Source organism: Streptococcus huangxiaojuni, assembly GCF_040930515.1.
GTDB lineage: Bacteria > Bacillota > Bacilli > Lactobacillales > Streptococcaceae > Streptococcus > Streptococcus huangxiaojuni.
Genome location: NZ_JBFQEG010000001.1, coordinates 175212 through 188689, shown reverse-complemented (window position 1 = coordinate 188689; position 13478 = coordinate 175212). Strand labels below are relative to the sequence as shown.

Genomic DNA, 13478 nt, shown 5'->3' with positions numbered 1-13478 from the left:
TCCTTCCTAACTTCTTGTTATTTCTATAACATTTTCTTTTACAAAATAATCAGAATAGTTTTCTTCATCAAGATTTGGATAAACTTCCTCAATTATTAAATATTCTGCACTATAAATTATATGACAAAACAACTTAAAAAAAAGAGGACTCAAAAAGTCAATATATTGGGGTTTATCAGAAATATAGGAGTCATCGTCGGATTTTATTGTCCTGACAAAAACTTTGGTAGGTATACTATAAGTATTTATAAAATGCAAAATATCTTGATAATTACTATCGTTTATCTTGTTCTTTATCGCTAGATTTTCTCTAAGATTAATCAGCCACTTTTTACGAGATAGAATTATATTTTTATATTGAACCCTTGGAATACGCAAATAATTAATTTTAGAATCAGTATGGTCCATAATTAATCGAACAATTCCCCTAGAAAAGTCTTCATATAGCGCATTATCAGCATGAAAAGAAGAGATAGATGAGACAATTCCTGGTAACAGATTTGGCATCAGACTTCCTAAAAATTTAATCGCAATTATTTCATCTTTAACATTTTTAAAACACATAACTTCTTTTACTGAATCATATTCTATATATAAATCTTGAAATTTAACAATATCTTTACTAATCCTTTTACTAAATTCTGGAGTATTTAATAATTCAATCTCTTTATCTGTAATCAAATCTCTATTATTTGCATTAAATCCATATGTTGCATAAATATCAAAAATATTATACTGTTTAATTGTAGTTTCAATATATTCTTGTACAGAATCTTTGGAATGTATATCAGGAAAATAGCGTAAAAACCTAAGAAAATACTTCAATGTCCCATCATAGAAATGGTTTAAAACCATTGTACTTTCTGTATTAGATTTTTGTATAAAAAGACTATTTGATTGCCTATTATTTACCAAACTATTAGGTAGTCGCCTAATAAACTCTTTAATTTTGTTTTCTTCTAATATTATCACTTCCGATTTTTGTGATAAAACTTTTTCTTTTATCATTTTTAAAAACTCATTTTTTAAACTCTGACATTGAACTAACTCTTCATCATTATACTTTTCATCAGTAATTAAATATTGAGTATTCCACAAATGTAAATTTGAAAGATTAGTCTCTACCAAAAGTCTTACTGATTCTTCCCAAGACTCCTTCAAAAAAATTTTTTTATAACCATATTTTCTAATGAATTCTTCTGTAATTAATTTTTTTAAAAAGAAAGTAACATTGAATATTTCAAAAAAATCAGACAATTCATTTAATGAATCAACATCAGAACTTGATAAAACTAAATTATCTGTAGTTGTACTGTCAATTGCATCTTGATATAGAATATACTTCTTGTCCATTTTTTTGATGTTTAGCATTTCACACAATCTGTATGAACGTGAAACAATTTTATCAAAAAAAATTAACTGTTGATCATCATCTAAATCATCAAAATCCATTAAATATTCATTTATTTTCTTTAAACATTCAAGAATTTCATAGGGAATTCTGTCTTCTAGTTTACATATTTGGACTAAACCCTCCTCTAATAAATTTTTTGAACTTTGACTAAGTCCATTTTCAATTTCTATAAATCCCACTTCCAGTAAATTTTTAAAATATTTTGTCGCTGCCTCATCATGTAACCCCAAACTGTTCAAAAAATTAATGATATTTTGAAAAGTAAAAGTTTTTTCAGTAAACTCAAAAATTATTTTTTTTAACACATTATTTATTGGAAGAATAACTAACCTATCTTTTGTTTTATAAATTTTGTTTGTTTCCTCAGAGTAGTCAACTAATGGAGTAAAATATATATTTTTGTCATCAATACTAAGATTTGGAATTATTCTGAATTTAAAATCTGAGTAACACCCATATTTTTTTATTACTTTTTCTAATATTCTATAAATTAAAGTTTCGTTTATTTTCGTTATTGTGCGTATTTTAAAAACACCAGTCGTGTTTTCTTGACTTTCTCCATTTAATTTAATTGCTCCAAATCCATTTACAGTCATTGTACTAAAGGGACTCGTCTTACTAGCAGATCTTGTTATTAATTTTAACAGCACTCTATCAAATTGCCTCAATTTTTTGTTATGTTCATTTGCTGGAACACTTATATATTTTTCTAATTTATTTTCTATTTCTCTGTCAATAAATTTAAAAGATTTTCTTACAGGTCCTATTTTCTGTTTAAAAATGTTTTGTAAAAAAATTCTTTCTTTTTTGATTAGACCATTTTTATAATTTTCAAATTTTTTTATATTATTGTCTAAAAGTGTTTTTTTATAAATATAATTATTTAAAATTAAATTGAGTTCGTTTGGAAGGTTAAGCCTATTATAATATTTTTCAACCTTCCTATCATTATACAGATCCCTTTTAAAATTCAGTAATTTTTTCTCAGAGCTATTATTAATAAGTTTTTCAAGAGAATCTAGTAATTCTATTTTCAGTGCTTCTAATTCACTTGTTAAATTAAAAATATTTTTTTGCATTTCTAAAATTTTATTTGAACCGAAGTTATTTAAATAATCAAAATTAACTACGGACTTTCTATAAAGTGTATACGGAAATAATCGCTTACGCATGACCCCACTCCTAAATTTCTATTTTATTGTCCATCCGCCATCTATTACTAAATTATGTCCAGTTATATTTTTTGAGGAAAGATTAGTTAAAAATTCAATAGCACTAGCAATTTCTTTAGCCTCACAATATCTCTGTAATGGAATTTCTGAAAGCATTGTAGATTTATACAAAGTACTTTCCAAAATATGTCTGTTTTTATCAGTCAAAATAAATGTTGGTGAAATACAATTAACTCTAATACCATATGCGGCTAATTCTAGTGCCAAATTTTTAGTTAGTTGAATTAATACAGCTTTAGAAATGCAGTAGGGTACCCTATCATAGTTAGCAACCAGTCCATGTTGTGACGCAATGAAAATGATACTTCCTTCAATAGAATTTGCTATCATCATTTTACTAACCGCTTGAGTCAACATAATTGAATTAGTCACATTAATCTTAAGTACATTATTAACAGTATCTCTATCTAACTCTAAAAAACTTTTTAAAATATTAATTCCAGCAATATTAACCAATATATCAATCCCAAAACAACTCATTTCTAATTTCTTAATTAAATTATCTACACTGGAGTCATCTAAAAAATTAACTTCATAGATTTGCACAGTATCAAATTTTCCATAAATACTTTTTAATTTTTTTGCTTCTTCCGGCACATCACATAATATTAGTTTGTATTTTAAATCTAGATATAAACTAATAAGCTCCTGACCAATATCACTTTTTGCTCCTGTTATAAGTACTGTTGTCAAAATCTCCTCCTAACCTAGAAACTCATCATTTAATATGTGTGATATTTCATCTAAATCTTTATAATCTGTAGTATAAGCAGGAAGCAACAATATCCCTGAATTTTGTGGAGTTGCAAAGGGATAAGTTATCAATCCTTTTTCTTTTATTTTTCGGAAAATTTCCCAAACTTTATCAAAAGTAAGTTTTTTCGAATCTTCAATCGATCTAATATCTATCGAAAACATCATACCGATATACCTAACCTCAATGCTGAATTTACTACATTTTTCTAGCGAAAGCATTTTCTGATACAAATACCTTCCTTTCTCCAAGTTATTTTTCTTTATGTTTTCTTTATTTAATAAACTTAGAAGAGCATTAGCAGCAGCCATTGCACATAAATTCCCATTTTGAGTCGAAAAATGTGGTATTACCTCATTTTTTAAAACATCGCCAACCTTTTCATTTAACATAACTACCCCTAGTGGTAAGTAACCGTTTGTAATCCCTTTTGACAGACAAATCAGATCAGGTGAAAAGTTATTATAAATTTCATAACCTAAGAAATTACCTGTTCGAAAGAAGCCAGTTGTAATTTCATCAGAAATAATCAGTATATCATACATATCAGCTACACTTTGCAATAATTCTATAATTTCTTGTTCATATAGTAAGACTCCACCTACACCTAGAACTGGTTCAATTACTACTGCTGCAATTTTATTGTAATTAAGTTCAAAAAATCTGCCTATTTTTTTAATATAAAACTCTAAATCATCACCTTTTTTGAAAAATGGTAATACTGCAATACCATAATCAGATACGCCAATATCTTCTAAATACTCTTTATCAATATCAGTTAAAGACATCGTAACGTAGCTTGTCCCGTGATAAGATAGATTAAAGCTAACGATATATTTTTTCCTATTTTCTTTCTTAACTGCTTGGTATTTTCTGGCAACTTTTATGGCGAGCTCAACAGTTTCTGATCCTGTGGTGCTATAAATCAGCTCAGTGTATCTATGATTAGTAAAATCAATTAATTTTTTGGCCACCTTTTCAATAACATCGTGAGTATTTGACCATAGATTAACAAATGGAAGTGAGTCCAATTGTTCTTTTATTGCATTGTTTATATATATATTGTTGTACCCTAAAATAACATTCCATAAACCTGATATAGCATCAATAAAAGTTTTTCCATCGATTGACTTCAATCTAATTTCCTTTGCTGATACTAAATTACTGAGTATTTTTTCCTTTTGTTCAGTGAGAAACGGATATCTTACAGTTCTTTTCAACATTTCTATTTACTCCTTTTCAAATATTATATTGTATTTTAATAAAACTTTTAAAACAATTTCTTTATTATAACGAATAGGCAGCATATCAAGCAATCTAAAAAAATCTTTAGATGAAGTAAAAAATAAGGAAGCTTCCAGAATTATTTGTAATTCTTTATTAATAGTATAATACTTATTTTCTCTTCCTGAGAATAAATATACTACACCCTTAATCTTGAATATACAAAATTCTCTATTCACCGTATTTAACGAATCTATCAAATGATAGAATTCTTTATGTTTTTTTATAGATAAAAATGATACGGTATCTTGGTCTTGAATTTTCTTGCTTTTTGAATTATATAACCCTCTTACTGCATGACGAACCTTCAGGATGTAGCTATCAACATTAATTTTATCTCTGTTGATCGATAAAAACGAATTATTCACTAATCTATTGGAACTCTCTTTGTAGTCGGAACAATAAACTTCATCGCTTAGCAGCCATTGACAATCTGCAACTGATATTGTTCCAAGATTATAAGACTTTTGAAAAAAATTATTCATTAATGCCAAGTCAGCTAATGTTGAAATATTAACTACATTGATATCTTTTTTCCAATCTCTAAATTTATCAAAGCGACTTTTAAAATCCGAAAAGATGATTTTTTGTGAGGGATAGTTAAACTTTTCATGTACTACATAAGAACCTATTAAAGTTAATTTTTCAAGATAGTATTCAGAAATATTTGGATTTCGACATTCACTATTACTCAAATCAATTAATGAGTTATTTAGGTTTAAAGATGCTAGGTTATATGGCGAAGAGAAACATGCGTCAATATGCTTTATTCCATCATATATCATCTCTACTGGATATATGCCTGTGATAAATAATCTTAGACCGTTAATAAATGGACTTGCAGATGGTAAATTCTCATTCTTTGATGTGCTATTTATCAAAACTGATATTTGCAGCGTTGCTTCTAAAAATCTAGCTATTCGTCTCATAAATGACAAATAGCTAGATGAACCTTCTATTACAACCAATCCAATGCGGTCTCTTATTAAAAGCTTAATTAAATTTTCAAATTTTAATTGCCAAGACTCCAATCTATACTTATTTTCTCTAATAACTATAGAATTATCCACACATATCTGCTTCATGTACTCGACTTCTAGTAGTCCATAATTTGACATAGAGAATATTAATTTCCCTAAAACAATAATATTATCATTCATATCTCAAATTTTCAATAATATTTAACTTAGATAATTTACTAACTGATAGCATTGAGAATAGCAAAACTAATCCTAATGAAATCATTAAAGCAACAATAATATTAACAATATTCATTGAAATAATATTTGAAATTCCCATATAAATTTCTAATGGACTGTTTGCTCCTAAAGCAATTAAAAATGTCAATACAATTGCACACAAGTTAGAGAGAAGTATGACAAAAACATTTTCTAGAATAAAAATTGTTTTTACATATCCTTTAGAATACCCAATAGCTCGCAGCAAACCAATTTCACGTCGACGTTCTAAAATGGACATAGAGTTTACAGTCATTATCATAACACCTGATACAATCAATGATAAGACTGACATAAATCCTAGTACGATTGTAATAATATTAATGATATTCTGTAGCATACTTGAAAACTGTGACGAATTAGTCAGAACAAGCTTATTATCCCTTGCATCTTTACTGTATTTAGAGACAATATCATCGCTAGCCTGCTTCGATAAACTGACACCACTTATCATAAATGGTTGTTTCTGCCCCTCAACTTTAAAAAAATTATTAAATGTAGTAGTTGTTACTACAGAATTTGTAATTTGTGATTCCTTTTTAGGATCCATAACACCAATTATTTCTAATTCTTTTGAATCACTTTCTCCATCTAAAGAATTGTCTCTTAGCGAAAATTCAATATTAATTTTTTTTCCAAGTAAATCCCTGGCTGTGTCTTTATCTAGCGTTTCATAACTTTCAAGCTCTGCAACTGCTTTAGCTAGTTTTGAAGTTAAAATAATACTATCCTCATTTGCTTCTGATAAATTTTTCCCTATTAATAAATCATCTTTATCATAGTAACTATTGTATTTTGAAATTCCTTTTTGTGCTTCCTCAACATATAGTAAAAGTTCACTAGTATTTTGAATAGTTACTCCATTCAATGAAACTTTGTTTACAGGTAAGTAGTACGTACTATATATATCTTTCGTTCCTGCTTTTTCCAATAAACTTTCAGCTTTCTTAACTTCATTGTTACTCATTCCAATGACTGGACTCCCAGAACCTGTTCCAAAAGCATCATAAAAAACGTTAACTTCTCTTGGATCCATTCCCCCAATCGCATCATTAATCCCATTATTTACACCACTTCCAAGTGACATACTTAATAATAACGCAAGAACACCGATAGAAATACCAATAGAAATAAAAATATTTCTTTTTAGTCTCTTTTTAAAATTACTAAAAGCGTGTTTAATGGAAGGTAATCGAATTTTTTTATCGTAATCATTAGAGCAAGTATATGAATTAGTCTTAACAGCTAATTTATCATTCTTTTGGATTTCTCTAAGCTTTTTATTTTCAATCTTAAATGCTCTGTTAGCATAGTTTAAAAAGTCTTCATCATGACTAGCTACAATTACAATTTTCCCTGACTCAGCAATTTCTCTTAATATTTTTTTTACAATTTTGGCACTTTCTCCATCTAAGGAACCTGTAGGCTCATCAGCTACAATAATAGAAGGATCTGTCACAAGGGCACGTGCAATCGCAACTCTTTGTTTTTCACCACCAGATAAGAGTGTGATGTTCTTTTTTTCTAAATCTTTGATTCCTAATATATCCAATAAAGCTTTTATTTTTTCATTTTTTGCTTTTTTTGTTTTTAGTTTTGGATTTAAATTGGCCGACAACTCAATATTTTCATAAACAGTCATGTAGGGAACTAAGTTAAAATTTTGAAAAATAAATCCTATGTTTTTCTTCCTGTATGCTTCTAATTTTTTAATATGAACTTTATCCCCTCTAAAGTATATATCTCCTGTATGATCATTATCAAGACCACTAAGTATATTTAGTAATGTAGATTTTCCACTACCACTTTTCCCTAAAATAACAAGAAAATCTCCTGGAGTAACTTTCAAATCAACATTCTTCAAAATTTCTCTAGACTTTCCTTCTTGTATTGATTTACTTACTTTACTTATTTCTAGCATATTTTTTTTCCTTTACAAAAATTAAATTAAATAACTCCAATAGTTTATAACTATTATTGTTATAATAGGCAGTTCTATATATTTTGTGTGTTATAAAATACATAGCAACTATCTGTAGTATAATGTAAAAAATAGCAACTATTTGTATTATACTGAATCCGTTAACGAAAATATTTAATAACAAAAATATTGGAGTTATTAGCGGTATGCATAGAAGCAATTCACTTACTCGAGACAGCTCTTCAATGTTATTTGGTAAAAATAAAATAACGATTAAAGAGACAATGTATGGAGTTAAAACAACAAGCGCAGTTCCTGAGGCTTCATTTATGTTATTGACTTTAATTGATATTGATAACACCAAGAACGATGATAGTATCACACTCAATATAATTAACAATATTGAACTCAATAAGCTCCATACTGAAACATTGAAGTCAATTTTTGATGTAACAGAGTTACCATATAAAATCGCATTTAATCCCCACATATATACTAGTGATAAAATTTGATTTACAAACGATACAAACACCAATAAAACTGCTGAGATGATTTTCCCTATTATATAGTGATTTTCAGACATATTAACAGAAATTACTTCAAATACTTTGCTATCTCTATCTACTATGATTGATTGCATTAGTGCAGAAACTCCCGCAAATAGTAATAATGCTATAATAAAAAATACAACTTTAATAATAATTTCTAGAGAAATATTTCTAACAAAATAATCAAAAATATTAATATCAAAAATCTTTGATATAACTACTAAAACTGTCGCTAACAAACAATTAAAGATTAATCCCAATAAACTAGTTTTCATATTCAAAATAGTTAGCATAGATGTTTTCAGAAACGAAAAATATCTCCTCATATTCTCTCCTCCAAATTGATAAATTTAAAAACATCTTCAAAGTTTGGGGTAAAAAAATTCATTTTTAGATTTTTAGTAGTAAAAATTTGTTCAAAAATTTGCTGATCAATGTCTTTTGATAAATTAATCGTCATATCCGTAGCTAGAATGGAGTACCTTATATTTTTTTCTTCTAGCTGAATCTGTAAGTCAGGAATTAATTTTTGATATTCTAAATTTATCGTCACAAATTTTGTATAATATTTCAAAATATCTTCAACTCTACCTTGTTCAGCAATAACACCATTTTTTAGCATTAAGATTCTGTCTGATAGATTGTTTACGTTTTTTAAATCATGACTTGAAAACAAAATAGTCGTTCCACTTTTTTTTAAAAGTTTTATCGCATTTTCAAAATATAATCTATTTAAAGGATCTAAACCACTAAAAGGTTCATCAAGAATTAATAATCGTGGTTCGTTTAAAACACTCAAAATAAATTGTACTTTCTGCTGGTTTCCCTTTGAAAGTTGATTTATAGGATAATCAGCTAATTCTCCTAGTTCAAAAAAATCTAACCAAAAAGTGATTTTCTCTGAAGCAGTTTGTTTATTCAATCCTTTTAGTTGAGCAAATAATTTCAATTGATTAATTACTTTTTCTCTGTTAAACAGCCCCCTTTGTTCTGGTAAATAGCCAATGTCTTGTTTAAAATTTAAATTTGGTTCACAATAGTATACTACATCACCTTCATCAAAATCCCACATAGACAGTAGAATTTTAAATAAAGTTGTTTTTCCTGAACCATTACGGCCTACTATTCCTAAGATTTCATTCTCTTTTAACTCGAAAGAGACATTGTCAATAATTTTCTTTCCAGCTATAATTTTACTCACATTTGATACTTCTAAAAACATATTTATAAAAAATCAACAAAATGAGCTTTCCACTCAATCAATATGGAAAGCTCAATGGGATAATACCAGCTCTTAATAATACATCCTATGTACATGTAGAACAAGAGCTTGAACCACATGTTGATGATGCTGAACATGATGTTGAACCACTAGAAGCGGCTGTCTCAGGTAATGCTGTAACATCTTCAAGTTCAACAACTGAGAATTGCAAATCCAATTCTAATTCATCAAGAAGCTGTGTTACTTCCTTTTGCATTGATTTTTTCTCCTCTCTATATTAAAATACAATTGTATTTTACTATTTTTTCTATTATCTGTCAATTTAATTTTAATTAAATTGACAGATAGTTAGAATAATCAACTTTTTTTTGAGGAGGCGAAATGAAAAAGTTTATTTTATCTAGCATTATTGGCGGTATAGTAGTAATTATATATTCTCTAAGCTTATTATATAATTTATCAAACTCTAAAATTTCAACTAATAATAGCAAAAGTGTGGTTTTACCTGATTTTAATTCAATTAAAATAATCACACAATTCAAAAATATCAATATAGAAACTAGTCCTGATAATAGCGCTCACTTGCTTTTTGATAAAAAAACAAATGAGAAATTTGATTATAAAATTTCAAATAACCAACTATTAGTTAAAGAATCATCAAAAAAATATTCCAATTTCTTTGCTAATACAAGCAACTCTAATTATGTAACTATCCAAATTCCAAAATCATCTATTATAAATGATATTACCATTGATAGTTATATCAGTAATATATCAATTAAAGATCAGAAGCTATCAAGTATAAAAATTATTCAAGATACAGGAGATATTACAATTTTAAATTCAAATTGCATGCATGGTGAAATAAGAACAAAGATTGGTGATCTTATAACAAAAAATACAAAACTTTCAAATTTCAAAATCAATATTAATACTGGAGATTGGGAAGCGACATCACTAAACATTTTAGAAAATGTTCAGTTCTATGCTAATTTGGGTGATTCAAATATTACTTTATCGGAAGAAGCTGCAAAAGATATTAAGTTGACTACTTCTTCAAAATTTGGAGATTCTGTCATCAAACCATATATAAAAAATACTTCTGAAAAAAATCATTTAATTATTCGAGTAAGAACTGGAGACATTGTGGTAAAGTAAATTCAGATTTCAATTATGTCAAAAAGAAAAAATCAACTTTTTTCTTTTTCCTTCACATCTACTATGTATACTATTTTTAAATTGTATTATTCCACTTAAAATTACTCAATGTTTTTGAAATATTTATAAAATGTTATAGGTCGTAGACAAAATTTTTAAGTTTAAGACGGTTTATCTTTTTTGTACGATGGGCATGTCGTACTAAAAAACTGTTAAGGCAGCCCTTAACAGTCATTAAGAATAGCTAGTTGGCATGAGGGTGGCTGGCAATAATATCCAAGTCTCCTTCAACAGTCCATTGGTTAATGTCGTGCGGCAGTATCAGGTGATCGCCTTTCTGTAAACGATAACTCTTGTCTTCACTTAAAGTAAGTTTCCCTTGTCCTTGCAAGACACTGACAAGCAGATAGGGACCTGGCCGCTTCATATCAGCCCTGCCTGTAAGCTGCCAATGATAAACTGTAAAGAAGGGATTGGCTACTAAAACCGTTGTCAGCAAGTCATCAACCTGCAGGCTGGCGGGTGTTGAATTAGCAGGCTTTCCTATTGTCAGAACGTCCAGTGACTGAGCGATATGGAGTTCTCTCTGATGGCCGCCGGCATCCTTACGGTCAAAGTCATAGACACGGTAAGTCGTATCACTTGACTGCTGTGTTTCAAGAATCATAATTCCTTTGCCGATGGCATGCATCGTGCCGCTGGGAACATAGAAAAAATCACCGGCTTTGACTGGGACTCTGGTCAGCAGTTCTTCCCATTTTTCATCCTTAATCATCTCTGCCAGTTCTTCTTTTGATTTTGCCTGGTGCCCATAAATAATTTCGGCGCCTGGATCTGCGGCGATAACATACCAGCATTCCGTTTTGCCTAACTCTCCTTCATGCTCCAAAGCATAAGAATCATCAGGGTGCACCTGAACGCTGAGCCAGTCATTGGCATCTAAAATCTTTGTCAGCAGCGGGAAGACCTTATCTTTAGGATAACCGAATAAATCTGGCCGCTCACGGTAAAGAAGGTCTAATTTCTGTCCGCAGTACAAACCGTTTTTGATTGTGGATACGCCGTTAGGATGGGCAGAAACCGCCCAGTATTCACCGGTTGTTTCTGTCGGAATGCTGTAGCCGAATTCATCCCTAAGCTTGGTGCCTCCCCAGATTTTGTCCTGCATCACAGACTCTAAAAACAATGGTTCTGCCATTTGACCAGCTCCTTTGCAATTTTATTTACCCTTTTATTATAGCACTTTCTATTTCAAACTGTCCGCTCTCCGCGGTTTTCCTCAGCCAGCGGGCGGATTTTTTCAATTTTTTTGTCTGTGTGTGAATATCATTGGCAATCAGTCCGTAACGATTGCGGTAAGCATTAGACCAGCTCCAGCAGTCAATCGGTGTCCAGAGGTGATAGCCCAGACAGTTGCTCCCTTCACTTATGCCTTTATGCAGCCAGTACAAATGTTCTTTTATGAATTGAATACGGTAGTCATCTTCAACGATGCCTTCAGCATTCAGATAACGCTCTTCCCTCGACACTCCCATGCCATTTTCGCTGATATACCAAGGCAGGTTGCCATAGTTTTCTTGGATATCTTTAGCAATATCATAAACCGCTTGAGGATAAATTTCCCAGCCTTTGTCAATATTCATCCGCGCCATAGGCAGGTCATATCTCTGCCAGTACTTATCCGGCAGAAAATCCACAGCTAAACTGTTGGGGGAATATTTAGGTCTTTGAACACGATTGGGATGGTAAAAATTGACCCCCAGCAAATCAATTGTATTTTCCCGAATTAAAGCCAGCTCGCTCTCGTCTGTCTGCCAAAGGACTCCTTCTTCTTCTAAAAGTCTGACTAGGGTAGGGGGAAATTCTCCCTTACTGCTGGCATCCATAAAAAGACGGTTATACCATAGATCCGCTTTTTGACTGGCCGCCAAATCTTCTTTATCCTGGCTGGCCGGATAGGCAGGGGTGAGATTTAAAATAATCCCAATTTGCCCATCTTGCTTAAGCTGTCTGTACTTGGCAATAGCCTTGCTGCTGGCCAGCTGCAGATTATAAGCAACCTGAACAGCCACTTTCCCATCGACTTTTTTAGGATAATGAAACTGTTCTAAGTAACCCCCTTCGACTACAACAAGCGGCTCATTATGAGTGAACCAGTGTTTTACACGATCACCGAACAGCTCAAAACACTGCTCAGCAAAGCCAGCAAACAGATCAACCACATATTTGCTTTCCCAGCCGCCATACTTATGGAGGAGTTCTGCAGGCAGATCAAAATGATGCAGGGTTATAAAAGGCTCAATCCCATTTGCTATAAAAGCATCAATCACTGCATTATAAAAAGCGGCCGCCTCTGTATTAACGGTATTTTTTTCAAGATCATCAATCAAACGCGACCACTGAATAGATGTCCTGACTGTATTTAGGCCGCAGGCCTTCATCAGTTTAATATCTTCCTGAAAATCGTGGTAGAAATCTGAGGCTGTATCCGGTCCCAGCTGATTGTAAAAATCCTCAGGCGCTTTTGCATACCAATAATCCATCACATTTTGATGCTTTTTTTTAAAATTTCCTTCTGACTGAGGGCCGCTGGTCGCCGCCCCCCACCAAAAATGCTCTGGAAACACCAACTTTTCCATATTATTTTCTCCTCTCATTTCAAATTGCAAACTTAAGAGTTTATCGCAAGCTAATAGCAATAGGGATG

11 protein-coding genes are annotated in these 13478 nt (G+C 30.6%); 1 reads left to right on the top strand and 10 read right to left on the bottom strand.

Annotated elements, in window-relative coordinates; genetic code table 11:
* Nucleotides 1-6 precede the first annotated feature (6 nt).
* From AB3329_RS00890 to AB3329_RS00855, 8 genes are all read right to left on the bottom strand, one after another.
* Nucleotides 7-2586, bottom strand: a complete 2580-nt coding sequence (locus tag AB3329_RS00890; RefSeq protein WP_368393845.1) for a hypothetical protein — start codon at nucleotides 2584-2586, stop codon at nucleotides 7-9.
* An 18-nt stretch (nucleotides 2587-2604) separates the two neighbouring features.
* A complete protein-coding gene (locus tag AB3329_RS00885; protein WP_368393844.1) occupies nucleotides 2605-3339 on the bottom strand; it encodes an SDR family NAD(P)-dependent oxidoreductase in 735 nt (244 codons plus the stop codon).
* Between the two features lie 9 nt (nucleotides 3340-3348).
* A complete protein-coding gene (locus AB3329_RS00880; RefSeq protein WP_368393843.1) occupies nucleotides 3349-4623 on the bottom strand; it encodes an aminotransferase class III-fold pyridoxal phosphate-dependent enzyme in 1275 nt (424 codons plus the stop codon).
* Between the two features lie 6 nt (nucleotides 4624-4629).
* Nucleotides 4630-5844, bottom strand: coding sequence for a hypothetical protein (locus tag AB3329_RS00875; RefSeq protein WP_368393842.1), 1215 nt, complete (start codon nucleotides 5842-5844; stop codon nucleotides 4630-4632).
* Entirely contained in the window at nucleotides 5837-7843 is a 2007-nt protein-coding gene (locus AB3329_RS00870) for an ABC transporter ATP-binding protein/permease (protein ID WP_368393841.1), read from the bottom strand. The genes AB3329_RS00875 and AB3329_RS00870 overlap by 8 nt, the downstream gene beginning before the upstream one ends.
* Nucleotides 7827-8717, bottom strand: a complete 891-nt coding sequence (locus AB3329_RS00865; RefSeq protein WP_368393840.1) for an ABC transporter permease family protein — start codon at nucleotides 8715-8717, stop codon at nucleotides 7827-7829. Before AB3329_RS00865 ends, AB3329_RS00870 begins: the two co-directional genes overlap by 17 nt.
* Complete coding sequence (locus AB3329_RS00860; RefSeq protein ID WP_368393839.1) at nucleotides 8714-9592, bottom strand: ABC transporter ATP-binding protein; 879 nt, start codon at nucleotides 9590-9592, stop codon at nucleotides 8714-8716. The genes AB3329_RS00865 and AB3329_RS00860 overlap by 4 nt, the downstream gene beginning before the upstream one ends.
* A gap of 106 nt (nucleotides 9593-9698) precedes the next feature.
* Nucleotides 9699-9869: a thiazolylpeptide-type bacteriocin gene (locus AB3329_RS00855; protein ID WP_082854379.1), complete on the bottom strand. Its 171-nt coding sequence runs from the start codon at nucleotides 9867-9869 to the stop codon at nucleotides 9699-9701.
* A 125-nt stretch (nucleotides 9870-9994) separates the two neighbouring features.
* On the opposite strand from AB3329_RS00855, the gene AB3329_RS00850 reads away from it, so the two are divergent.
* Complete coding sequence (locus AB3329_RS00850) at nucleotides 9995-10771, top strand: DUF4097 family beta strand repeat-containing protein (protein WP_368393838.1); 777 nt, start codon at nucleotides 9995-9997, stop codon at nucleotides 10769-10771.
* Between the two features lie 244 nt (nucleotides 10772-11015).
* Here AB3329_RS00850 and manA read toward each other — a convergent pair whose 3' ends face one another.
* Both manA and AB3329_RS00840 read right to left on the bottom strand, forming a co-directional pair.
* Nucleotides 11016-11969: a mannose-6-phosphate isomerase, class I gene (manA, locus tag AB3329_RS00845; protein ID WP_368393837.1), complete on the bottom strand. Its 954-nt coding sequence runs from the start codon at nucleotides 11967-11969 to the stop codon at nucleotides 11016-11018.
* A gap of 25 nt (nucleotides 11970-11994) precedes the next feature.
* Nucleotides 11995-13410: a glycoside hydrolase family 1 protein gene (locus AB3329_RS00840; RefSeq protein WP_368393836.1), complete on the bottom strand. Its 1416-nt coding sequence runs from the start codon at nucleotides 13408-13410 to the stop codon at nucleotides 11995-11997.
* Nucleotides 13411-13478 lie beyond the last annotated feature (68 nt).